21 protein-coding genes are annotated in these 24,673 nt (G+C 54.4%); 9 read left to right on the top strand and 12 right to left on the bottom strand.

All coding sequences use genetic code 11. From position 1 onward, the window contains the following. Window positions 1–115: 115 nt before the first annotated feature. Entirely contained in the window at window positions 116–1,096 is a 981-nt protein-coding gene (locus tag ACESYO_RS01625) for a LacI family DNA-binding transcriptional regulator (protein WP_373209275.1), read from the top strand. A 431-nt stretch (window positions 1,097–1,527) separates the two neighbouring features. After that, complete coding sequence (argH, locus tag ACESYO_RS01620) at window positions 1,528–2,907, top strand: argininosuccinate lyase (RefSeq protein WP_373209274.1); 1,380 nt, start codon at window positions 1,528–1,530, stop codon at window positions 2,905–2,907. 63 nt (window positions 2,908–2,970) lie between these two features. Here the strand turns inward: argH and ACESYO_RS01615 are convergent, their stop codons facing one another. The 8 genes from ACESYO_RS01615 to ACESYO_RS01580 all read right to left on the bottom strand — a co-directional run bounded on the left by ACESYO_RS01615 (window position 2,971) and on the right by ACESYO_RS01580 (window position 11,396). Then, on the bottom strand, window positions 2,971–4,218 hold the full coding sequence (locus ACESYO_RS01615) for a nucleotide sugar dehydrogenase (RefSeq protein ID WP_373209273.1): 1,248 nt from the start codon (window positions 4,216–4,218) through the stop codon (window positions 2,971–2,973). Then, entirely contained in the window at window positions 4,206–5,723 is a 1,518-nt protein-coding gene (gene murJ, locus ACESYO_RS01610; protein WP_283128954.1) for a murein biosynthesis integral membrane protein MurJ, read from the bottom strand. The genes ACESYO_RS01615 and murJ overlap by 13 nt, the downstream gene beginning before the upstream one ends. Before the next feature lie 8 nt (window positions 5,724–5,731). Then, window positions 5,732–7,009, bottom strand: a complete 1,278-nt coding sequence (locus ACESYO_RS01605; protein WP_373209271.1) for an O-antigen polymerase — start codon at window positions 7,007–7,009, stop codon at window positions 5,732–5,734. A gap of 8 nt (window positions 7,010–7,017) precedes the next feature. After that, complete coding sequence (locus ACESYO_RS01600) at window positions 7,018–7,818, bottom strand: glycosyltransferase family 2 protein (RefSeq protein ID WP_283128956.1); 801 nt, start codon at window positions 7,816–7,818, stop codon at window positions 7,018–7,020. A 4-nt stretch (window positions 7,819–7,822) separates the two neighbouring features. After that, window positions 7,823–8,863, bottom strand: a complete 1,041-nt coding sequence (locus ACESYO_RS01595) for a glycosyltransferase family 4 protein (RefSeq protein ID WP_283128957.1) — start codon at window positions 8,861–8,863, stop codon at window positions 7,823–7,825. Between the two features lie 13 nt (window positions 8,864–8,876). Beyond that, complete coding sequence (locus ACESYO_RS01590; RefSeq protein WP_373209270.1) at window positions 8,877–9,644, bottom strand: glycosyltransferase family 2 protein; 768 nt, start codon at window positions 9,642–9,644, stop codon at window positions 8,877–8,879. Between the two features lie 13 nt (window positions 9,645–9,657). After that, window positions 9,658–11,040, bottom strand: coding sequence for a sugar transferase (locus ACESYO_RS01585; protein ID WP_373211176.1), 1,383 nt, complete (start codon window positions 11,038–11,040; stop codon window positions 9,658–9,660). A gap of 110 nt (window positions 11,041–11,150) precedes the next feature. Further along, complete coding sequence (locus tag ACESYO_RS01580) at window positions 11,151–11,396, bottom strand: hypothetical protein (RefSeq protein ID WP_373209268.1); 246 nt, start codon at window positions 11,394–11,396, stop codon at window positions 11,151–11,153. Between the two features lie 372 nt (window positions 11,397–11,768). Between ACESYO_RS01580 and ACESYO_RS01575 the strand changes: the two genes are divergently transcribed. Further along, entirely contained in the window at window positions 11,769–12,698 is a 930-nt protein-coding gene (locus ACESYO_RS01575) for a nucleotidyltransferase family protein (RefSeq protein ID WP_058964168.1), read from the top strand. A 198-nt stretch (window positions 12,699–12,896) separates the two neighbouring features. On the opposite strand, the gene ACESYO_RS01570 is transcribed toward ACESYO_RS01575, so the two are convergent. Further along, entirely contained in the window at window positions 12,897–15,449 is a 2,553-nt protein-coding gene (locus tag ACESYO_RS01570) for a hybrid sensor histidine kinase/response regulator (RefSeq protein ID WP_373209266.1), read from the bottom strand. A gap of 91 nt (window positions 15,450–15,540) precedes the next feature. Continuing rightward, window positions 15,541–16,413: an AraC family transcriptional regulator gene (locus tag ACESYO_RS01565; protein ID WP_283128553.1), complete on the bottom strand. Its 873-nt coding sequence runs from the start codon at window positions 16,411–16,413 to the stop codon at window positions 15,541–15,543. Between the two features lie 89 nt (window positions 16,414–16,502). On the opposite strand from ACESYO_RS01565, the gene ACESYO_RS01560 reads away from it, so the two are divergent. The 5 genes from ACESYO_RS01560 (at window position 16,503) to ACESYO_RS01540 (ending at window position 22,172) form a co-directional block, all read left to right on the top strand. Beyond that, window positions 16,503–16,727: a hypothetical protein gene (locus ACESYO_RS01560; protein ID WP_373209265.1), complete on the top strand. Its 225-nt coding sequence runs from the start codon at window positions 16,503–16,505 to the stop codon at window positions 16,725–16,727. Beyond that, window positions 16,724–18,004, top strand: coding sequence for an ABC transporter substrate-binding protein (locus tag ACESYO_RS01555; protein ID WP_373209264.1), 1,281 nt, complete (start codon window positions 16,724–16,726; stop codon window positions 18,002–18,004). The genes ACESYO_RS01560 and ACESYO_RS01555 overlap by 4 nt, the downstream gene beginning before the upstream one ends. A gap of 15 nt (window positions 18,005–18,019) precedes the next feature. Further along, window positions 18,020–18,904, top strand: a complete 885-nt coding sequence (locus ACESYO_RS01550; RefSeq protein WP_373209263.1) for a carbohydrate ABC transporter permease — start codon at window positions 18,020–18,022, stop codon at window positions 18,902–18,904. 3 nt (window positions 18,905–18,907) lie between these two features. Then, the gene (locus tag ACESYO_RS01545; RefSeq protein ID WP_276872295.1) at window positions 18,908–19,738 is read left to right on the top strand and encodes a carbohydrate ABC transporter permease; all 831 of its coding nucleotides are present in this window, start codon (window positions 18,908–18,910) and stop codon (window positions 19,736–19,738) included. 181 nt (window positions 19,739–19,919) lie between these two features. After that, window positions 19,920–22,172 (top strand): alpha-galactosidase, encoded by a 2,253-nt coding sequence (locus tag ACESYO_RS01540; protein WP_373209262.1) that lies wholly within the window; start codon window positions 19,920–19,922, stop codon window positions 22,170–22,172. A gap of 135 nt (window positions 22,173–22,307) precedes the next feature. Here ACESYO_RS01540 and ACESYO_RS01535 read toward each other — a convergent pair whose 3' ends face one another. Beyond that, window positions 22,308–22,925: a hypothetical protein gene (locus ACESYO_RS01535; RefSeq protein WP_373209261.1), complete on the bottom strand. Its 618-nt coding sequence runs from the start codon at window positions 22,923–22,925 to the stop codon at window positions 22,308–22,310. A 22-nt stretch (window positions 22,926–22,947) separates the two neighbouring features. Here ACESYO_RS01535 and ACESYO_RS01530 point away from each other — a divergent pair, with 22 nt between their 5' ends. Beyond that, window positions 22,948–23,106, top strand: a complete 159-nt coding sequence (locus ACESYO_RS01530; protein WP_373209260.1) for a hypothetical protein — start codon at window positions 22,948–22,950, stop codon at window positions 23,104–23,106. Window positions 23,107–23,547: 441 nt separating this feature from the next. Here ACESYO_RS01530 and ACESYO_RS01525 read toward each other — a convergent pair whose 3' ends face one another. Next, window positions 23,548–24,585 carry a hypothetical protein gene (locus tag ACESYO_RS01525; protein WP_373209318.1) on the bottom strand — a complete coding sequence of 346 codons (1,038 nt, stop codon included), beginning with the start codon at window positions 24,583–24,585 and terminating at the stop codon, window positions 23,548–23,550. Window positions 24,586–24,673 lie beyond the last annotated feature (88 nt).

Here is a 24,673-nt window from a genome sequence, read left to right as displayed (position 1 = left end):
TTGGGTTTATGACAAAGTGACGGATAAACGGTTATCTGCAAAGGCCGTTTGACTTCGCCCCCGCCGCTGTGGGATAATAAAAAAGAAATTTCGCGGCGAGAGGAGCAACGGTCCTATGGCAACTTTAAAAGATGTGGCGCGCCTTTCCGGCGTGACGGTGACCACCATTTCCCGGATGCTGAACAACCGGGTCAACGTGAGCGAAAAGACCCGCGCCAAGATTCTGGCGGCCATGGAAGAGCTGGACTATCACCCCAACGAGCTGGCCCAGTCGCTGATCAGGCAGAAAAGCAGCTTCATCGGCCTGATCGTGCCCTCGGCGAAGAACTTTTTCTTCGGCGCGGTGATCGACTGCGTGGAGCGGTATGTGTGCGCCAGCGGCTACAAGCTGCTTTTGTGCGTGTCCGACCTGGACGTGAACAAGGAAGTGGAATATTTCCACATGCTGAAAAGCAACAAGGTGGCGGGGGTCATTCTGGCCAGCCATACCCAGAACCTGCCGGAGCATGTGAACCTGAGCAACCTGCCGCTGGTCACCATCGACCGCACGCTGGCGGATTCGGTGCCCAGTGCCTGCGCCGACAACTACGCCGGCGGCCGGCTGGCGGCGGAGCATCTGCTGGACGGCGGCTGCCGGCATCTGGCCTACATCAGCGGCAGCGCGGGCATCCAGATGGACGCCAACAAACGCTGGGTGGGCTTCTGCGACGTGTGCCGGGAGCGGGGGGCCGAGCCCCCGGTGATGGTGGACGCCAGCGAGCGGGACTTCATTGCCATGCGCTACGAGCCGCTGATCCACCAGCTGTTTCAGGACCACCCGCAGGTGGACGGGGTGTTCTCGTCCAACGATATCATTGCCGCCCAGGTGCTGCAATATTGCAGCCAGCAGGGCATTGCCGTGCCCGGCCGGATGAAGGTGGTGGGCTACGACGACACCGATCTTGCCTGCCTGACCACCCCGCCCCTGACCACCATCCACCAGCCGGTGGAGGACATCTGCCGCTGGGCGGTGGAGCGGATCGTGGCCGGCGAAAGCGCCGGGGAACCGGAAGCAAAGGTGTTCCCGGTGCGGCTGATCCATCGCCAGAGCAGCTGAGCCGTTCGCTTCTTCCTCCCCCATCATAAAAGATGCGGGGCAAAATGTCAATCGTTTGACATTTTGCCCCGCATACAAAATATGCCCCCGCTTTTGTGGATTTTTACCAAAAGCGGGGGCGTTGTTTTTTCATCGCGTTTTCCCTTTGCCGTTCCGTCCGCCAGCCCGGGCCTGGTCTGCTCTGCCTTTTCCCTCCCGGTGACCCACGCCCTTGCCGCTTTGCCGCCGGTTGCAGTTTTGCGCACGCCGCGTCTGCCTTTCTCTGCGGGATCCGCCCTTTTCGTTTAGCGAATTTTTATTCTTTATTTTTGCATAGTTCTTGCATTTTTAGAATATTTATGCTAATATCATGCATATAATCACAAAACGGCATGTTACAAGGAGGCCGTGAGAAAAGGGGGAGCGCCCGGCGCTGGCCGGGCCAACGGGATATGGAAAAACTTTGGGCAGGGCGGGCGCAGGCCGCCACCAGTAAAATCGCGGACGATTTCAACTCATCCATTCACATCGACTGCCGCATGTACCGGCAGGACATCACCGGCTCGCTGGCCCACGCGGCCATGCTGGCGGCACAGGGCATTTTGAGCAAAGCCGATCTGGATGCCATCACCACCGGGCTGGAGGGCATTCTGGCGGATCTGGACAGCGGCGCGCTGGCCATCGACCCCACCGCCGAGGACATCCACATGTTCGTGGAGGCGGAGCTGACCAAACGGGTGGGCGACGCGGGCAAGCGGCTGCACACCGCCCGCAGCCGGAACGATCAGGTGGCCACCGACCTGCGGCTCTATCTGCGGGACGCCTGCGCCGGGCTGCAGGGCCAGCTGAAGGAGCTGCTGGAGGCCATTTACGGGCAGGCCAGGGCCAATCAGGACGCCATCCTGCCCGGCTACACCCATCTGCAGCGGGCGCAGCCGGTGTGCTTTGCCCATCATCTGCTGGCCTGGGCGGCCATGCTGCAGCGGGACGTGACCCGTCTGCAGGACGCGGTCGCCCGCATGAACTACAGCCCGCTGGGCAGCTGCGCGCTGGCGGGCACCACCTACCACACCGACCGGGCCATGACCGCCGCGGCGCTGGGCTTCGACGGCGTGTGCCAAAACAGCATGGACGGCGTATCCGACCGGGATTTCTGCGTGGAGATTCTGAGCGCGCTGGCCCTTGTGATGATGCACCTTTCCCGCTTTTCGGAGGAGATCATCCTCTGGTCCAGCTGGGAGTTCAAGTTCGTGGAGCTGGACGACGGCTTCACCACCGGGTCCAGCATCATGCCCCAGAAGAAAAACCCGGACATGGCAGAGCTGGTGCGTGGCAAGACGGGCCGGGTGTACGGCGATTTAATGGGCACGCTGACCATGCTGAAGGGCCTGCCGCTGGCCTACAACAAGGACATGCAGGAGGACAAGGAGGCCATCTTCGACGCCATCGACACGGTGAGCCAGTGCCTTGGGGTGTTCGCGCCCATGGTGCGCACCATGAAGCCGCTGAAGGCGAACATGCACGCGGCGGCGCAGAAGGGGTTCATCAACGCCACCGATCTGGCGGATTACCTGACCTGCAAGGGCATGCCGTTCCGCAGCGCCTACAAGCTGACGGGCCAGCTGGTGGCGAAGTGCATCGCGGAGGGCAAGGTGCTGGAGGATGTGACGCTGACGGAATACAAGGCGCTGAGCGAGCTGTTTGATGAGGACGTATACGAAGCCATCGATCTTGCGGCCTGCGTGGCCCGGCGCACCAGCGAAGGCGGCACCGGCCCGACCTCGGTGACCGCCCAGCTGCAGCAGCTGGAAGCGTTTTTGGCGAAGATGTGAGGGATTTTGATAGAAAAAAGGAGCACCCCGGGTGCTCCTTTTTTGGTTATTTCTTGAGTGCTATTAGTCTCGGCGGAAAATATCACGGGTGTAAACTTTATCCTGCACATCATCCAGACAGTTGTCATAGCGATTTGCAATAATAGCCTGGGCTTGCGTTTTAAACATTTCCAAATTATTTACAACCAGACTGCCAAAGAAGGTTTCACCGTCTTTCAGAGTAGGTTCATAAATAATTACCGTAGCGCCTTTTGCCTTGATGCGTTTCATTACCCCCTGAATGGAGCTTTGACGGAAGTTATCGGAATTAGATTTCATGGTCAGGCGATACACGCCAATAATACATTCTTTTTCCTGACTTCTGTTATACTCACCATTGTTATAGTAATCATAATAGCCTGCTAAATGTAGCACCTGATCCGCAATAAAGTCCTTACGGGTACGGTTGGACTCCACAATCGCTTCAATCAAATTTTCCGGTACATCCTGATAATTGGCCAACAGCTGCTTGGTATCCTTCGGCAGACAATACCCGCCATAGCCAAAGCTGGGGTTATTGTAGTGACTGCCGATACGAGGATCCAGACACACCCCATTGATGATCTGCCTGGTGTCCAAACCTTTCATTTCTGCGTATGTATCCAGCTCATTGAAATAGCTGACGCGCAGAGCCAAATAGGTGTTAGCAAACAGCTTAACTGCTTCCGCTTCAGTAAAGCCCATGAACAAGGTCTCAATATCCTCTTTCAGCGCACCTTCCTGCAGCAAACCAGCAAAAGTGTGCGCTGCCTGCACCAAACGTTCGTCATTCAAATCCGTACCTACAATAATGCGGCTGGGATAAAGGTTATCGTAGAGAGCCTTGCTCTCGCGCAAAAATTCAGGGCTGAACAGAATATTTGTGCTGCTGGTCTTCTTTCGAATAGACTCGGTGTAACCCACGGGAATGGTGGATTTGATCACCATAATAGCGTTTGGGTTATACTCCATCACCAGCTGGATCACATTCTCCACCGCAGAAGTATCGAAGTAGTTCTTCTTACTGTCGTAATTGGTAGGGGCCGCAATGATCACAAAATCCGCGTCGCTATACGCTGCTTTTGCATCCAATGTGGCAGTCAGATTCAGTTGCTTTTCTGCCAGGTATTTTTCAATATACTCATCCTGAATGGGCGATTTCCGGCTGTTGATCAGCTCTACTTTTTCCGGGATGATATCCACTGCTGTAACGGTATGATGCTGCGCCAGCAGTACTGCAATGGACAGGCCGACATAACCGGTTCCGGCTACTGCGATCGTTAATCTTTCCATTTAAATCCTCTTTTCAGCACTTTGTTAGCAAACTCCATTAAAATTTCAACTCGAAGTGCGAATATTGTAATTCCATAAGTGGTTGCCCCTATAAAAACCAAAACAAACAGTCCAAAAAAATCTCCTATTGGGAACAGTGACTTTGCAAAACAAACTATTATTCCCATGATAATAGCAGCAACAGTGATTTTAACAATTTCACGCCAATACAACTTAACTCCAGCACCTTCAGCAAGCTTTCTACATTGCCCCCACATGAGCAATACAGTAACAGCAGCCGAAACACTTGTCGCTAGTGCTAACCCTCCGATACCAATTACTTTAGAAAGTGTTAAGTTAAGCACAATATTTACAACCATTCCTATCGCAGCATTAATCATAGGTAGTTTGGTGTTCCCATAAGCATAATAATATCGAGCCAAAAGTTCTCTGACACCTATAAAAACAATTCCAAAAGAGTAGAACGATAAAGCGGTAGCTGTTAGTACTATCGCATTTTCATCAAATGCACCTCGTCCAAAAAAAACTGCAATAATTTCCTGTGGGAGCACCAAGAAACCAACTGTAATAGGCAATAACAACACCAATAAAACTAATAGTGCAGTCTGAAAATTATCTTGCGCTATTTTTTTATTTCCTTTTGAAATATTTTCGGTTATTCGCGGATAAAAAACTGTCGCTATTGGTTGCGCAAATCCTCCTTGTATCAACATTATTAAACTATTTGCATAAGTGAGCGCAGAAATTCCACCGACCGCAACCTGGGAAGCGACTGATTTATCAACAAGTACATTAATTTCATTTACTGAAACTCCAAGTATTACTGGCCCTAGTAAATAAAAAAAATGTTTTAAATAAGAATCTTTCCAGTGAAAATTTAATTTTATTCGAAATTGTAATTTATGAATGGGGATAAAAAGAAACGCCATTTGAACTGCGGTAGCCAACGTACTACCAACGCTAAGGGCCAATATATTCCAACAAGCTCCAAGTACGATAGAACAAATTATAGCTATGCTATTAGGAATTGCTGCTGCTGCCGTAAAGCCAAAAATGTTATTCGCTTGAAGATAGCTGTTATAGACATAAATGACTGACGAAAAGTAGAGGCTGCTAATTCCAATACGAGTGAAGAGGACTGCTAAGTCTAAAGTATCTCCTGTGAATCCTGCTGCAAATAATTTAACAACCAAAGGTGTAAATAACCAGACCACTGCCATTGCAACTGTTGAAAAACTCAGTACCAATGTTAAGACTTTATTAGTAAAATCATCACATTCTTTTCGGTTGTGCTCATTTAACACTTTATAGTACACTGGAATAAAACATGTAGTTAGTCCAGTTCCCACAAATTGGAATATAGTTCCCGGGATCGTTTGCGAAATTAGATAAGCATCTGAAATTCCAGTAGTTCCAAAAAAGTACGATAAAAGTAGCTCTCTTACAAATCCAAGCACTTTTGCCAGTAAGGTAAAAAGAACCATTACGCTAATTGCTTTTCCCATAATACGACTCAAATCAAAACTTTGTTTCCAAACGTTACTCTTATACTTCGGCTCGAGGCAGTAAATAAATACCCCGCGAAAACGAAAATTGAAAGAATATAACTCATATAAGTCCAAGGAGACACAAAAAATCCATACACCAAAAAGAAAACATGTGCAACAAGAAATGCTGTCATTATCGGTCTTATCCTAGACGAAACATACATCTGTCCTACACAAAATCCACATATAAATGTTTTAATCCCTAAATAAGCGATATCTCCAACATATCCATAATCTTCGATAACTCCTCTAAACATTGTAAACACATTGCTAGAAGTACCTATGCCAGCTGTATAAACCCCTTGGACTTTTTCTGCCAAGCCTAAAAAATCAAACACTCCTAAATACGTTGCTTCACCTATTCTATATTCTGGTCTATATATTTCTCCACACCACCAATCAAACGATTGTACCGATCCAAAAGCGTAAATTTGAAATTTCCTCAAAGCAATTTCTAATGTATTTTGTGAAACTTCTCCCATCCGAAGAACCATTGAAAAGATCATAAAAACAAGAAAGCATATACAAATCACCAATAATAGGCAGACCATTCTAAATGATAACTTCAAAAATTTCTTTTGCTTAGAAAAATAGGCAACTAAATATGCACTCGCCCAAAGCATTCCAGCTCCAAGAACCACAGCTTTCGTATTAGTGAATAACACCATCAAAACCGCAGGAAACACGGTTGCTATAGCCCAAATTTTATCAGAAACACACCCATCGCTATATGCAAATGCATATCCACCGCAAGCAGGAGCAGCGTACACAAACACCAATAACACCTGTGTTAAGTTGTTCACAATTCCATTTCCACTATAACGTGCAACGGCAACAGTATTATTCATAGATGCTAATGTACTTAGCGAGCTAAAACTGCTAAGCTGGAATCCATAAAGTGAAATCTGATAAAAAAAAGCAACCAAACCTAATACAAGGCATACTTTTAAATACAACCATGATTGTTTTGAAACAGCTGTTGTTTTACACGTACATTGAAATTTGGAAGTAGCCTTTTTCCTCCCCAATCTCTCCATCAGCAGCATAACCCAAAATGCAGCATTGATCCATATAATGCCAATCATGCTAAACGAATAATATTCTTTCATGAAAACATATGAAAACAATACATATATCATCCAAAGGATTCCAGTCAAATAAGATAGCGAACCTATATTGCCCTGTATCTTTTTACCCAAGGCGACAAATAGCACCAAGGACGATATCATAAAAGCTATATTCATTTATGCTATCACCTTTTATTTTCATAATAATAAACAACTGACTTTTGAGCCTGCTTTTTCTGATTAACATTAGCCAATCTCATACTGCCATCTTCTTTATGAAAAACTCTAATCTGCGGAACGTAAAAAGTCGATACGCCTAATTTTTTTGCTTTTTTAGCAAGAAAAACTTCCTCGTAAAAAAGAAACATTTTTTCATCATATAGTGGATACATTTTCTCCACTGCTTCTCTCGAAATGATCAAAAACGCACCATGAGCGCTATATATCTTTTTTCTTTTCACACCTTTAAACAGATGTTGAAAAAACAATCTTTCGCTCTTCAACAAAGCAATTGCCATTAAGTCAAGAAATTGATTATCGTATTTGCATGCAACATATTGCATCTTTTCAATTAAAGGTCTGTAATAAGCCCAATTAGGATTTTGTCTTTTTCCTGTACTGCAAATAATTTCTGGCGCATATATCACAGGTTCTATCGGTTCATCGAGAAGATTAACATCAAGTTCCTCAATTACAGTATCTGAATTACATACAACTAAATAATCAAAACTATAATTTTGAACAGCATAATCAATGCCCGCATTATTTCCAGCACCATAGCCATTATTTGGCATTTCAACCAAATCAACATCGTCCGATTCCAAGGCTATTTTTCTTGCATCATTCAAAGATTTTTCATCAGCATAATTATTAACAAGAATAATTCTATAAGGCTCATTTTGCCTAATTATGCTTTCTCTTAAATCACTCAAATATTCGACAGTCTTATACAAAACCACGACATAAATAAATTTATATTTCTTCATACTTTTATACTCTTTGAATATCCAAAATTTTTCTTATTGTTTGATTGTAACTGAATTCATCTGCAATTTTTTCACCTTCCAATTCATGCACGAGACTATTTAACAATTCATTCAAAGAACTTTTGATTTCTTGTTCCTGATACGGATCGACAAACTTAACTCTTTCTGGATAATTACTTAGAAACTCAATTTGCCCCCCAGTTTTTGGACAAATGATCTTACATCCACAAAGCAAAGCTTCTACATAAGTAATTCCAAAAGACTCTGTCTCATTCAAAGAAATGAATATTTCCGCATTACGATAATACTCGTACATTTGATCATGCTCAATCTTTCCTAAAAAACAAGCGTTTATCCCATTTTTATAAGCAAGTTTCTCTAGTTCAACTTTCAACGGACCATCACCTGCAATATTAAGTTTATACTTTCTTTCCTGATTGTTCAGCAAAGAAAATGCGTTAATTATTCTGTCTACTCCTTTACCTTTTGCCAACCGGCCAGCAAACAATATGTTACCATTATTAGCATTCTTTATCCGTGGATTTTCTAAAACCTGTTCTCGATATTTTCTATCTACTCCAAGCCATGCTACACGATCACTTTTGATTCCCCAAAACTTATAATTCAATGCACTTGTGAAATAGCTGTTAGAGACAACTTCATCCGCTAATGAACACATCCATCTTTGAAAACAAGCAGCCAACAAAGTCTTAATCGCTCCATAAGAATCAAGATTAAAAAAACCATGCAAAAAATATATTTTTCTTATATCTGTATGTTTTTTTAACCCACTAAAATATCGTCCATACTTTAAGCTAGCAATTACCACATTAGGATGATAATCCTTTATAGTTTTCAATACTTTTCTTTTTTCAATCAACCTAGATGGAAGCTCATTCACGATCGGTATCTCATTATATTGCTCAGATATAATAACAACTTCGTGTCCTGCTTCAATAAATGCTTCTGCAATTCCTTCATCAAAGCTGGACACTCCTCCCCAATATTTGTTAGTACTGACTGGTCCTAAAATACATATCTTCATATTTCGCCTTTTGTCACACTTTCCTTTTATCAATTCCTATACCAGTACCCTTCACCCAAGCCCAACATCCAAGTTCATATAAGCTTCGAATCACATTGTGTCCTTCAATTTCATGGTATAGTTGCCAATGGTATTGGGCTTGCCGCAATTTATTACTAGACACTGACCCCTTACGTCCTAGCCGATATGCACCAAGAACCTCTTCCATTCCATAACAGTAGTCTACCTTTTTTAAAATTTTTAACCACAATGCAAAGTCATTTCTTTTCTTTATTAAAGGTACCTCAAACTTCCCCAGCGCTTCCTGATCATACATCACAGATAAATTACCAATCGGATTCGACAAACGGATCATTTTTCCATAATCTGTTTTTGGGGGCGGAATAAGCACTGTATGTAAATCGTTTCCGTTTTCACCTATCCACCTATATCCTGTTGCACTGAACTTCGCTCCCGTTTCTTCCATAAAAGCAATCTGCTTCTCCAGCTTGTTCGGCATCCACAGATCATCGCTATCAAGAAAAGCAACGTATTTTCCGGTTGCTCGCTTCATCGCTTCGGTGCGGGCAACTGCCGGGCCGCCATTCTTAGGCAAGCAATAGTAATGAATGTTCGGGTACTTTTCCAGATAGGGCTTGAGCACCTCTTTGGTGTTGTCGGTGCTGCAGTCATCCACGATTTGCAATTCCCAATCCTGTACAGTCTGGTGAATAACTGACTCAACCGACTCCGCAATAAACTTTCCGCAATTGTATGTGGGCATTATCACACTGACTAACATAATTTCCCATTCCTCACGCCGCAGTAGTGCCTGCGTTTTCTTTCTTTTGTGTCGCCGTCGTCTGGCCCTGGGCCACGCCTTCGGTGCTTTCCGCTTCGAACAGGATGCGCACCGTGGCGAACATGATCTTCAGATCCTCCACAAAGCTGGGGTTGGAAATGTACATCAGATCCATCTGCAGCTTGTCGTAGGGGGTGGTGTTGTATTTGCCGTATACCTGGGCGTAGCCCGTCAGGCCCGCTTTCGCCTGCAGGCGCAGCGCAAACTCCGGCAGCTCCTCTTCGTACTGGGCCGCAATCTCCGGCCGCTCCGGGCGGGGGCCTACCAGGCTCATTTCGCCCTTGAAAATATTGATCAGCTGCGGCAGTTCATCCAACCGGCATTTCCGAATGAATTTGCCAATCGGGGTAATGCGGTCGTCGTTCTCGCCGGTGGAAAGCCGGGCCACGCCGTCCTTCTCTGCATCTACTCGCATGCTTCGGAATTTTAATACATTAAACGTCTTTCCGTCCCTGGTCAGGCGGCACTGCTTATAGAAGGCCGGGCCGCCGTCGGTGGCCTTGATGGCGATGCCCACCGCCAGCATAATGGGCGACAGAACCACCAGCGCAAAGCCGGATACAAACAGATCGAACGCCCGCTTGATGAACAGATACTCCGGGTTGGGGTCGTACCGGCCCACCCGCAGCATGGGCAGGTGGAACATGTGCATCCGCTCGGCGCCGCTCATGATCACGTCACCGACGCGGGGGATCAGATACACCCGGATGTTCCGGGCCACACACTGCTTCAGAATAATGTTCCGCTCGTGGAAATGGATGCCGCACAGGAACACCACCTCCACGCCGTCCAGAATGCGCAGCTTATCGTTCAAAGCGCTGTCCACATCGGCGGTGGCGGTCACATGGAACCGCTTTTCCAGGCCGTACTCCTGAATCAGCTGCTCCATGCCCTCGCGCATGTCGTAAATTACTGCGGTTTTCTGGGCCTTATACCGGCCGAAATACCACTGATGAGCCAGCGTGCACCACAGCCCGGCCAGCGCCACCTGCACCGCGAACACGCCCAGCATGGGCAGCACCGGCGGGAAATGTTTGGTCAGCAGCCAAGTGACCAGATACATGATGCCGTCCGCAATCAGGGCGGACAGCGCCTGCGACATGAGCATCTCGGAAATGCGGCTCAGCGTGATGCGGAACCCCTCGTAGATGCGCCCGTATGTAACATACAGCCCAAAGAACAGGGCGATCACCAGCCAGTTCCCCTTCTGAAAATAGGGCTCAGCCAGATTATCCGCATACGCCAGATACCAGCACACCCCGAACGGAATGGTGAGCAAAACCGCATCCAGCAGCTTGACCACCCGCAACATTGTGTTATGCCGTAAACGATTCATCATTCCCTCTCCTTATATCCATAATTGCTCAGCATGAGCGGGGTGCTGTTATTCCCCGCAATCTGTTCCCGCTGATTATTTTAACCATACGCGATAACTCATCAACATTTTTAACGCAAAATACCCCGGGCGGCCGGGCTGCCCAGGGGGATTCTGCGTTGGCGGTTTTCCGTTTGCGTCTGCCGGGCGGCGCCGAGCCGGCGTTTGCCGTTTTGCCTGCAGTTCGCCCTGGCAAACACAGCCGCTGCCTCTCCCCCTGTTTTGCGGGTGCTGCGCTGAAAATTGCCGTGTCCTTTTCGCTTTACCGTAAAAGGAAAGCGAAGGTACTGATGGTTATATGTCAGTATTTTAATCATAACGCAATTTGCATCTTTTTTCAATGAAAACGGTGGAATTAAGTGCAGATTCGGCTAATTGGTAAAAAAGCTGACTGAAAAGCGAATAATATTGATTTTTCTGCTGGAAATCCCCCTTCTTTTCCTCTTTTTCCCTGGATGGACATATCCCTGTACCCCCATGCTTTTTTGCAGGATATTCCACCGGATTTGCTCCATCGGCTTTTGGCCCGTTTCACCCGCTTCAAACTGGAAAATTTTCCTTGGTCATTCCATGGAAAAATCGCGCATTTTATTGACAAATGTGTCAAACTTGTGTACCATTTCAACTAGATAACCCGGCAACGCATCTTCCTATTAAAATAAGTAAACGGAATGCAAAAGGAGAACATCATGAGCCAATCCAAACAGACCGCCCTGGTTATTATGGCAGCGGGCATCGGAAGCCGTTTCGGCGGCGGAATCAAGCAGCTGGAGCCCGTGGGCCTGCACGGCGAAATCATCATGGACTATTCCATTCACGACGCCATTGAAGCGGGCTTCAACAAGGTGGTCTTTATCATCCGGCACGACATTGCCGAGGCCTTCCGCGAGGCCATTGGCGACCGGATCGCCGCCACCTGCGCCCGCCTGGGCGTGGAGATCGCCTACGCCTATCAGGAGAAGGAAAACCTGCCTGAGGGCGTATCCCTGCCCGAAGGCCGCACCAAGCCCTGGGGCACCGGCCAGGCGGTTCTGGCCTGCAAGGGTCTTCTGAACGAGCCCTTCGTGGTAATCAACGCCGACGACTACTACGGCAAGGAAGCCTTCGTGAAGATCCACGACTTCCTGATTCAGGACCACGGCGACAGCGAGCTGTGCATGGCGGGCTTCGTGCTGAAGAACACCCTGTCTGAGAATGGCGGCGTGACCCGCGGCATCTGCCACATGAACGAAACCGGCTACCTGACCGACGTGGAGGAGACCTCCAATATCGTAAAGACCGCCACCGGCGCCGAGGTTGAGGGCAAGCCCGTGGACGCGGACTCTCTGGTTTCCATGAACATGTGGGGCCTGACCCCCGCCTTTATGGACCTGCTGGACAAGGGCTTTGTGGAGTTCTTCGCCAACACTCCGGACGACAAAATCCTGAAGGCCGAGTACCTGCTGCCCATCTACATCGACCAGCTGCTCAAGCGCAGCGCGGTGTCGGTGAAGGTGCTGAAAACCGACGACAAGTGGTTCGGCGTGACCTACAAGGAGGACAAGGACTTCGTTGTGGCCAGCTTCCGTGCGCTGATCGAGGCGGGCGTTTACAAGGAGGATCTGTTCAGCGACCTGTAAGCCGCTGTACTCCGGTGTTTTCGCCAAAACACCCCAACAAAACTGCAACATCAAAAGGCGGCTGCCTTCCCAATTCGGGAAAGGCAGCCGCCTTTTTCTGCGTTTTTCCGCTCTGGCCGGATTTGGGGCAAAGGCCCGGGGCTCCGCTTCAGTGCGGTCGGAACCCGGGGCTTTATTCTTTTCAGCTGGCGTATCCGGTCATTCGCCGGGCGAAGCTGCCGGCGGGGTTCTGCCTGCCCAGCACAGGGCCAGCGCCTTCAGCAGCCGGTCCATGTCGATGGGCTTGGACACATGGGCGTTCATGCCCGCGGCGGTGGTGCGGTCCACATCCTCGGCAAAGGCGTTGGCGGTCACCGCCACAATGGGCACGGTGGCCGCGTCCGGCCGATCCAGCCGGCGGATGGCCCGGGCGGCATCGCAGCCGTCCATCACCGGCATCTGCATATCCATCAGGATGGCATCCACCGAATAGGGGGCCGACCGCTGGAACTTTTCCACCGCCTGCTTGCCGTTGGCCGCGCTGATCACCTGGGCGCCGCTCATGGTGAGCAGCTCGGTGACGATCTCCATGTTCAGCTCGTTGTCCTCGGCCACCAGAATGGTCTGGCCCGCCAGCGAAGCGGCGGGGCTGGCCGCCGGGGCCGCGGCGGAGGCTGCCGCCCCGATCACCGGGCCGGCGTGCTGCTCCACCACCTCCAGCGGCAGGGTCACGGTGAACCGGCTGCCCTTGCCCACGGCGCTTTCCACCGTGATTTCACCGCTCATCTGCTGCACCAGACTTTTCACAATGGGCATGCCCAGACCGGTGCCCTCGGTGGCGCGGGGGGTGAAGTGGGTCTCGCGGGAATAGGGCTCGAAGATGTGATTCAAAAATTCCTCGCTCATGCCGATGCCGGTATCCGCCACCACGATCTGATACTTGCTGTGCTTCTGGTAGTCGAACTGGCGCACCTCCACCCTGATTTCGGCGCCCTCGCAGCTGTATTTCAGCGCATTGGAGAGCAGGTTGTTCATGATCTGGCCGATCTTGAAGGAGTCGCCCTTCACCACCGGATTCTTCAGCTGCATGGACAGCTCAAACCGCTTGTTCTGGCGCTCGGCCTGAGCGCGGAACATCTCGCACACCTCGGTCAGGTATTCGTTCAGGTCGAATTCCTTCACGTCCAGCGCGCTCTTGCCCGCCTCCAGCTTGGCCATCTCCAGAATGTCGTTGATGAGCATGAGCAGCTGTTTGGCCGCAAACTCCACCTTTTTGATGTAGCCGGTGACCTTTTCCGCGTCGCCCGGCTCCCGGCGGATCAGCTCGGAGTAACCGATCACCGCGTTCAGGGGGGTGCGCATGTCGTGGGACATGGTGTTGAAGAAGGTATTGCGGGCCCTGGCGCTGGTTTTGGCGGTGTCCAGCGCCTCCTGCAGAATCATCATGTGCTGCATCTGCTGGCGCTTTTCCACGTCCACATCCTTGAAGCAGAGGATCACCTCGCCGGGCAGGATGTGCTTCTGGTAGATGGTGCGCACGTTCACCCAGTGGTAGCTGCCGCCGAACATGCGCTGGTAGTCGCCGCCGTAGTCCACCACGTTTTCCTTCACCCGCTGGGCAATGCTCTTGAGCGAGAAGTCCTGCTCGAACTCGGCATAGGCCTCCGGGTGCACCCGCTTTTTCACCTGAGCCAGCAGCTGCTCGTAGTCGCCGCTCTCGTCAAAGCTGCCCCGCAGATCCGGCGAGGTCTTGATGGCCCGGTAGGTGCCGGCCGCAAAATCCACCCGGTAGATGGCAAAGAAGGAATCGCTGAGCACCCGGATGGTCTTTTCGGTCTCGGCCAGCCGGCGCAGGTTCAGAATATCCCGCACCACCATGAACAGCAGGGTCACAAAGGCAATGAGAGCCACGCCGATCAGGGAATAGATCAGCGGATCTCTTTCGCCCATCAGCACCTCCTGGGTGGGGATGGTCATCACCACGGTCCAGCCGTTGTCCATCTCGGCATAGTACACGCCCCGGGCCACGCCCTGGGGGTCGGTGATCTGGGCGTCGTAGGCAAAGAGGCTGCCGTCCCGCACGCCGCTGATCAGCTGCTCGGCATACACCGGGTCGGTGGCCTGCCGGTCGATCAGCCGGTAGAGCAGCCCGCCGTCGGTATCGAACAGATAAAAATGATAGGTGGAGGGCAGGCCGATCTCCAGATCCAGCACGTCGCCCTGGTTGATGTACACATCCATGGCCAGCACGTCGCCCTCGGTCTCCATGGCCTTGGACAGGGTGAAGATCTGGTCGCCGGTGATGGCATCCTCGTATACGTCGCTGAACACGATCTCGCCGGGCGAGGCCATCGCGTTCTGATACCAGTCGGTGCTGGTATAATCGTAGTTGCTGTCGCCGGCCCAGGGGTTGGCGGCCACGATCTGCCCCCCGATCACCGCGTACAGGTCGGCCACATGGCCGCCGAACACCTCGTCCACATTCTGCTGGTACTGCTCCATGCCGTGCTGCAGGGTGTCCCAGTCCATCTGGCCGGTGATTCCCTGCCCGGTATACAGCCAGGCCATCTGAAAGACCCGGGCGAAGCTGTCCAGCCGGCTCTGGGGCTCGCGGGCGTAGCTCTCCGCCAGCGACATGCCCATCTGCTGGGTGTTGCGCATCATTTTATCCCGCACAAGGCCGATGCCCACCAGCAGAAGAGCCGCCACCACCACCAGTGTGGTGATGCTCAGCACAATGCTGTTCAGCGCCCGGCGCTGCTGCTTTTCCATGCGTTGTTCCCCTCTTTCCCGCCGGGTGCCCGGCGGCCTTTTTCCATGTTACAGTGTACCACAGTTGGCTTTTTTGCGCCAGTGCCCCGCATCACACACCCGCCGGGTGGGTAAAATGGGTCTGCCGGTAGGCCCGGGGCGAGATGCCGTACACCGATTTGAAGGCCCGGGAAAAATGCAGGGGGTTTGCGTAGCCCACCATGGTGCTGATGGTACTCACCGGCTGGGTGGTCTCCTTCAAAAACTGGGCCGCCTGGGCCATGCGGTAGTGGAGCAGAAACGCCTGGGGGCTTTCGCCCATGGTGTCGCGGAAGAGCTTGCCGAAGTAGCTCCGGTTCAGCCCGCAGAAGGCGGCGATGTCCTCCACCGACACGTCCCGCTGGTAGTTCTGCTCAATGAAGGAAAGCGCCTCCTTCATATAAAAGTCCCGCAGGCGGCGCTGGCTCTGGTGCTGCCTTGCCGCCGAGGATTCCACCAGCTGGTCCAGAAACAGAAAGCCCCGGCCGATCTGCCGGATGGGGCTGGCCTCGCCGTCCTGCACGATCTGCAGCATGCACTCCCGCAGCTTTTCGCCCCCGGCCCGGGTGGCGGGGGTGTAGATGGGCTTTGCCGCGCCCAGGCCCGCCAGGCTCAGGCTTTCCCGCACGCGCAGGCCGTCGAACTCGATCCAGGTATACTCCCAGGGGTCGGCCTCGTCCGAGGCGTAGGTGGTGGTCTGGCCCGGCATAATCAGAAACCCCTCCCCCGGCCCCACCGGATACACATGCTCGCCCACATACAGCCTGCCCTGCCCGCCGATGATATAATGGAACAGATAGTGGTTGCGCCGGTGCGGCCCGTAGGAGTGCAGCGGCTCGGTGCGCTCCCACCCGTACTGATACAGGTTCAGATCCACAAAGCGTTCGTCCTGAAACACGTGGAAAATCAGCTTGTTGCCGGCATCCGGCCCGAATGCGGTGGGCATATTGCCATTCCTCCCTCATTTTGTCCGTTTTTCTGATTATATACCATAATGCTGGATAACTTCAAGTAAAATGGCCCGAATCAGCTAAATTGAGAGATAAAAACCAGCAAAATGATATTTATCTTTCATCTGTCAAATCGTATAATAAACACAGCCAAAAGGGAAATAAATTGTATATGGTGCACATTGTACAAAACGGCTCCCAATTTTTCAGCACAACAGCGAAAGCCGCGCTTTCCAGCTGCCCGCACCCGGCCGAGCGGGCGGCGGAAACGGGCGGCAGCCGCACAGGAACAGGAGGAAACAAGCAATGAGTTTGATGCGCAGACTGGCATGCGCCGCACTGAGCGTCTGCCTGGCCGCGGGGCTGGCCACCGGGCTGACCGGTTGCGGCGAAAGCTCGGACGGCACCGTGAACCTGACCTTCCAGATCTGGGACGTGGCCCAGCGCGACGGCATGCAGGCCATGTGCGATGCCTACACCGCCCAGCACCCCAACGTGAAGATCGAGGTGCAGGTGACCAGCTGGAACGAATACTGGACCAAGCTGGAAGCCGCCGCCATGAGCAACAAGATGCCGGATATCTTCTGGATGCACACCAACGAGATTCTGAAGTACGCCGACAACGGCAAGCTGGCAGACTGCTCCGACATTGTGGACACCGAGCACTTCTCCGACATTTCTCTGGCCAACGCCAGCGGCTCGGACGGCAAGCTCTACGGCGTGCCCAAGGATAAGGACACGGTGGGCCTTGTTTATAATAAGGAAATGTTCGATCAGGCGGGCGTTGCCTACCCGGACGAGACCTGGACCTGGGATGACCTGGTCAGCGCCTCTCAGGCCATCTACGACGCCACCGGCAAATACGGCTACATGGCCTACGGCGACGACCAGCTGGGCTACTGGAACTTCGTGTACCAGGCGGGCGGCAGCATCCTCACCGGGGACAACACCCGCGCCAACTTCACCGACCCGGCCACCCAGAAGGGCATGGAGTTCTACATCGGCCTGCAGAGCTACGACTGGTGCCCCGATCAGAACTACTTCGCGGAAACCGCGCCCGGCGCGGCCTTCTTCTCCGAGAAGGGCGCCATGTTCTTTGAGGGCAACTGGAACATCCTCACCGAGCTGCAGAACTACCCCGACATGGTGGGCAAATGGGACGTGGCCGTGCTGCCCGCCTGCCCCGACCCGGTGAGCGGTGACGGCCGGGCCACCATCTCCAACGGCCTGAGCTACGCCACCGGCGCAAACAACAAGCATCTGGACATCGTCAAGGACGTGCTGAAGTTCTTCGGCAGCGAGGAAGGCCAGCGCATCCAGGGCGAGAGCGGCGCCGCCATTCCCGCCTACGAGGGTCTGGAAGAGACCTGGGTGGGCGTGTTCGACGAGTACCCCATCAACGTGCAGTGCTTCATCGACATGTTCGATTACAGCGTGCAGAGCGTGAACAACGCCGCCCGCCCCGAGTGGAAGAGCAAGGTCAGCGACACTCTGCTCAAGATCTATTCCGGCGAGCTGGATCTCTCCACCGGTCTTGCAACCATGCAGCAGATCGTGGATGAGGCCAGCGCCGAATACTACGAATAAAGGAGGGCATTCCGCGTGAAGAAAACTTCCAAGCTGTCCCGCGACGGCGCTGTCTGGGGTCTGGTGATGGTGGCCCCCACCATCATCGGTCTGCTGGTGCTGAACATCTGGCCGTTCATCGAGACCATCTACATGAGCTTCTCCAAGTCCAAGGCCTTCGGCACCTTCGAGTTCAACGGCCTGGATAACTACATCGAAATGTTCCAGAGCACCGAGTTCTGGAAGGCAACCTGGAACTCCATCTACTTCTGCATCCTCACCGTGCCCGTGGGCGTGTTCCTGGCGCTGCTGGTGGCGGTTCTGCTGAACGCAAAGCTCAAGGGCCGCACCGCCTTCCGCGCCATCTTCTTCCTGCCCATGGTGGTGGCTCCCGCCGCCGTTGCCATGGTGTGGAAGTGGATCTTCAACACCGAGTACGGCATCATCAACAGCATTCTGGGCCACAACGTGCGCTGGCTCACCAATCCGTCCATCGTGCTGATCACCTGCGCCATCGTGGCCATCTGGAGCGCCATCGGCTACGACGCGGTTCTGCTGCTGTCCGGCATTCAGAACATCTCCGCCAGCCTGTACGAGGCCGCTTCTCTGGACGGCGCCACCAAGGTGCAGCAGTTCTTCCACATCACCCTGCCCATGGTTTCGCCCACCCTGTTCGTGGTGCTCATCATGCGCCTGATGTCCTCTTTGAAGGTGTATGACCTGATCTACATGATGGTCGATCAGTCCAACCCCGCCCTCACCAGCGCCCAGAGCCTGATGTACCTGTTCTACCGGGAGAGCTTTGTGGCCGGCAACAAGGGCTATGCGTCCGCCATCGTCATCTGGACCGTGCTGCTCATCGGCATCGTTACCCTGCTGCAGTTCGCGGGCCAGAAAAAATGGGTGAATTACGAGGTGTAAATCATGCGCACACAAACAAGCAATACCCTGAACAAGACCCTCACCTATGTGGCACTGATCCTGGGCAGCGTGGTTATGATCTTCCCCTTCGTTTGGATGCTGCTCACCAGCTTCAAGACCCAGGCCGAGTCCATGGCGGTGCCGCCCCAGCTGCTGCCCAGCCAGTGGAATCTGGACAACTACGTCACCGCGCTGGCCAGCCTGCCCTTCGTGAACCTGTATGTGAACACCGCCCTGCTCATCGTGTTCCGCGTGCTGTGCGCGGTGATCTTCAGCTCCATGGCCGGCTACGCCTTCGCCAAGCTGGATTTCCCCTTTAAGAAGGCCCTGTTCACCATCGTGCTGGTGCAGATGATGCTGCCCAGCCAGATCTTCATCATTCCCCAGTACTTAATGCTGGCCCGCATGGGCCTGACCAACACCATCTTCGCGCTGGTGTTCCCGGGCCTGGTCAGCGCCTTCGGCACCTTCTTTTTGCGCCAGACCTATCTGGGCATTCCGGGCGAGATTGCCGAGGCCGCCTATCTGGACGGCTGCAACAAGTGGCAGACCTTCACCCGCGTCATGTTCCCCCTCACCGGTTCCAGCATGGCCGCGCTGGCCATCTTCACCGCGGTGTTCGCTTACTCCGACCTGATGTGGCCGCTGATCTGCAACATCGACCTGAACATGATGACCCTGTCTGCCGGTCTGTCCACCCTGAACGGCCAGTACACCACCAACTTCCCGGTTCTGATGGCCGGCAGCCTGCTGGCCATGATCCCCATGGTGATCCTGTATCTGATCTTCCAGAAGCAGTTCATCCAGGGCATCGCCATGACCGGCGGTAAGTAAACTTCCCCTTATCACGGCAGGCGGCCGGTTGAACCATACGGCCGGCCACCCACCTCGTGTTGTTTTATCCCGTTTTTTCAAAAGCAGTGCCGCGCCATCCACGGCGAACGCCGCAGGCGGCACTGCCCAGCCGGGCCCCAGCCGGGCCCGGCCCGATTCCAAACTTCAGGAGGACCCCTGTATGGGCATTCAATTCGACGCCGCCGCGCGCACCTTTACCCTTTCCACCCGCAGCACCACCTACCAGATGGGGCTGGATCATCTGGATCGTCTGCTTCACCTCTACTACGGCCCGGCCATCGGTCAGGGCGATCTGGCCGCCATGTATCCCCCGGCCGACCGGGGCTTCTCACCCAACCACAACGCCGACCGGGAGCGCCGGGGCATCTCGCCGGACGTGCTGCCTCAGGAGTACACCGGCTGCAACACCGGCGACTTCCGCCTTTCCTGCCTGGTGGTGCGGGAGGAAAACGGCGCTGCCGGGGCCGAATGGCACTACGCGAGCCACAGCATTCAGAAGGGCAAATACGCCCTGACCGGCCTGCCCGCCGCCCACGACGAGGAAAACGAGGCCGAGAGCCTGTGCATCCGCATGGAGGACAGCGTGACCGGCCTTGCGCTGGAACTGTGGTACGGCGTATTCGAGCGGCAGGACATCATCACCCGGGCCGCCCGGCTGGTGAACGACGGCAGCCAGACCCTGCGGCTGGAAAAGGCCGCGTCCATGTGTCTGGACCTGCCCTTCGGCCGGTGGGATATGATTCACTTCCACGGCCGCCACGCCATGGAGCGCCGGATGGAGCGCACCCCCCTGATGAACGCCATCCAGACCGTGTCCTCCACCCGCGGGGCCTCCAGCCACCACCACAACCCCTTTGTGATCCTGTGCGACCGCAAGGCCACCGAGGAGCACGGCCTGTGCTACGGCGTGATGCCGGTGTATTCCGGCAGCCACCGCACCGACGTGGAGGTGGACCAGAACGGCCTGACCCGCATCGTGAGCGGCATTCACGACGAGCGGTTCAGCTGGCAGCTGGCCCCCGGCGAGGCCTTCATCGCCCCCGAGGTGATTCTGGCCTGCACCGAAAACGGCCTGACCGCCCTGTCCCAGCAGTATCACCGGTTCATCCGGCACAACGTGTGCCGGGGCGAGTTCCGGTTTGCCCGCCGCCCGGTGCTGATCAACAACTGGGAGGCCACCTATTTTGACTTTGATTCCGACGCCATCGTGCGCATTGCGGAAAAGGCCGCGGCTCTGGGCGTGGAGATGCTGGTGCTGGACGACGGCTGGTTCGGCAAGCGCAACGACGACAACAGCGGCCTGGGCGACTGGTTCGTGAACGAGAAAAAGCTGCCCGGCGGCCTTTCTCCCCTGATCGACCGGGTGAACGCGCTGGGCATGAAGTTCGGCATCTGGGTGGAGCCGGAGATGGTGAGCGAGGATTCCGATCTGTATCGGGCTCATCCGGACTGGGCGCTCACCCTGCCGGGCCGCGCCCCTGCCATGAGCCGCAACCAGCTGGTGCTGGACATGGGCCGGGACGACGTGGTGGACTACCTGACCGAGCGGCTGACCGACCTGCTGGCCAACAACAACATCGCATACGTGAAGTGGGACATGAACCGGAACATGACCGACGTGTACAGCCGGGTGCTGCCCGCCGACCGGCAGGGCGAAGCGGCCCACCGGTACATGCTGGGCGTTTACAAGCTGCTGGAAACCCTGACCACCCGGTTCCCCCATGTGCTGTTCGAGGGCTGCGCCGGCGGCGGCGGACGCTTTGACGCGGGCATGCTGGCCTACTTCACCCAGATCTGGTGCAGCGACGACACCGACGCCATCGAGCGGCTGGTGATCCAGCACGGCACCTCCTTCGGCTACCCGGTGAGCAGCATGGGCGCCCATGTGTCCGCCTGCCCCAACCACCAGACCGGCCGCACCACGCCTCTGTGGACCCGTGCGGTGGCCGCCATGGCCGGCACTTTCGGTTACGAGCTGGACCTGAACAAGCTGAGCGACGAGGAAGCCGCCCAGGTGAAGGAGCAGATCGCCTTCTTCGACAAGCACTACCAGCTGATCCAGAATGGCCTGTACTACCGGCTGACCGACCCCACCGAGGAGGAGCGGTACGCCGCCTGGCAGTTCGTGGATGAGGAGCAGGGCGAGACGCTGGTAAATCTGGTGCTCACCCATCCGGAGGCCAACGCCCGCCCGCTGCACCTGTGGCTGCGGGGCCTTGCGCCGGACGCTCTGTACCGGGTGGAAAGCCTGGACATCCACGGCTGCCACGCAGCACCCCAGGCCGGGCTGGATCTGGCCATGGAAGGCGTGGGCAAGGTATACAGCGGCAGCACCCTGATGCACGCCGGCTACCCCCTGCCCCAGCTGGCCGGCGACTACCCCAGCGTGCAGATGTATGTAAAGCGCGTATAAGCGAAACGGGAAGAGAGAGAAAAGGGAAAAGAAAAAGCCCGGAGCAGGGAAAGCCCGGGCAGGGCGCACAGCGCCAACATAGAGGGATGGATAACCCCCGGCGGCAGATTGCCGCCGGGGGTTTTGTGGTTTCTTTTACCGGATGGGATCATTCAAGCCGAAGTGGAAGAACGAGGTTTTGGAGAAATCCCGTTCAGGATTGTTCTGGATATCCAGGGCATAGCTGATCGTCTCGTTAAAGCCGTCTTCGCCTTCCTCATCCGGGACATAGCTGGCGCAACCCATGGCCGCATAGACCAATCCGTCGTACCCGTCCGGAATTTTCAGGATGTAAGTACCGGTGCAGATCCCCAGTTCCTGATCGCCGTCCTCGGACGACATTACCTCCCACTCCCAACTGTTTTCCTTGCTGTACTCCACGGTGTATTCCACACCGTTCACTGTGATCGTGTTGCTGTAATCAAAGCCTTCGTTATCGGACAGGTTCTGGGAGGGGAATTTCATTCCCGTATACAAGTCGTAAAGACCGTTGGCAAAACTCACGGTCGTATAGCCCGCCTGATAATCTTCCAAAGGAACCTTTGTCACGGTGCGCACTTTCCGGACGATGGTGGAATAACCATCCTCCTGCGACTGCAACAGGGGAGATTCCAGTGTCACCGTGCAGGGAACCACGATCTGCGTGGCGGGATCGTCCGGCATAAAGGCGATGGCAGTGGTCTCAATGGGGCCGCGCCCCTCCAATACTTCCAAATTATTCTGGGTGAAATAGTCCGTGAATCCGGTTTCGGACCCGGACGCGGGCGTTTCGGACCCGGAGGCCGCCGCCTGGGAAGAGGCGGAAGCGGCCGCCACGGAGGAACTGGCCACGGACGAGCTGGCCGGTGAAGAGCTGGACGCAGAAGCTGGATTCACCTCAACAGAGGGGGCCTGACTGCAAGCGCAAAGTGAACAGGCGGCGAGTGACAACATCGCCATAGACAACATTCGTTTCATTCCGTATTCCTCCTTCTATCGAACCGTAAAACGGCCGGATAAAATTACAACAATCCAGATCCTCCCAAAGCATCCAGGCCAGGCAGACAAAAGCATCCCGTCTTGCCGCCATGTGCGCCCGCAAAACCAATTTTCGCCGGAATTCGCCACACTGCCACAGCGATGATCGGCGCAAGAATGTGTTAGGAATGTAAATAATTTCTTAACGTTTTCATTGTAGCACTCGCATGAATTTCTGTCAATTCTGGTCAGACCGCACACAGCCTCCTTTTTAGCCGCACGCTGGATCTGGCAGAAAGTAAACTTTCGGGAACCGAAAATTCTCCCATCTGGCGATGCCCTTTCTTCCCTTCAGGATGATGCCGGGGGTTTGTGCTTTTTATTCGTCGCTGCCTTCCAGCAAAAAGGTCACCTTCCAGTTGCCCTCGGTGAGCAGACCGGCGGTATAAAAATCACCGGCCAGGCGGCAGTCCGCCAGCGTCTGGGGCGTGCCGGAGAACACATATTCCATGTAATCCACCCGGTTTTCGCCCTCCCCTTCCCGGAAATAGCCCAGAAAGTCGCAGAAGGTTTTTTCGCTCTCCGGCCCCAGCAGATAGACCTCGGCGTTGTTGTCGTTCTGCTGCCGGTTTTTCACCGCCAGCTGGATGTGCAGCCCGTCCGCCGCCCAGGCCGCGCCGGTGAGCGAAAAGCCCTCCACCGGAAAGTCCTTCTGCCCCTCCCCCGGCACCAGCGCGTCAAATGCATCCGGCGCGTTTCCCGACGGCGAGCCATAGCCGGTGAGGGTCACCGGCCGGGTTTCGGCGTTCTGGGGCAGCCGGGCCAGATCCAGCGGAATCTCCACCTGTTCATACGCGGCTTTGCGGCTGAGAAATTTCTTTAAGGAAAAGGTGACCTTCTCCCCCTGCCAGCTCTTCCCGTCCGCCCGGGTGATGCGCAGCCGGAACAGGGCGGTGCCGGTAGCTTCGTCGTACCCCGCCAGCTCACAATGGGCGCTCTGGTCCGCCGGGCTGCGGATGGAATAGCTGTCGAACAGGTCGGTGGTCGCGTCCACCCGGCTGCCCGTCCGATCCTGCAGGGCCACCCACACCTCTGCCGTATCGCCCTGCACCGCCGCCGACACCACCTCCATCCGGATGCCGCTGTCCTCGTCGCTTTCCCGCACCGGCTGCAGGTACTGGGCCGCCGCCGGGGATGCCCGATACAGCAGCGTGTACGCCGGTTCCACATTGGCGGCAAGGGCGGGCAGGCCCAGCGCCAGCGCAAGGCAGGCCGCCACCGCCGCCAGCGCCGGACGTTTTGGAAGGCGCACCGCCCGCCGGGGCCGCTCCTCCTTCAGCCGGTGCAGCAGCCGCTGCCGGGCGTCCTCCGGCATGCGAATGCCCCGCACCGCCCGGTTTAGTCGTTCCTCGTCCATCTAGCCTTCCTCCCTTCCGTATGCCTGTTCCAGCAGCTTTCTGCCCTTTTGCAGCCGCATCTTCACCGCCGAGGGGGTGCGGCCGATC

It is taken from the genome of Allofournierella massiliensis, assembly GCF_964241245.1.
Taxonomy (GTDB): Bacteria; Bacillota; Clostridia; order Oscillospirales; family Ruminococcaceae; genus Allofournierella; species Allofournierella massiliensis.
Note: the sequence above shows the minus strand (reverse complement) of the source record. Positions and strands in the feature narration are given on the sequence as shown.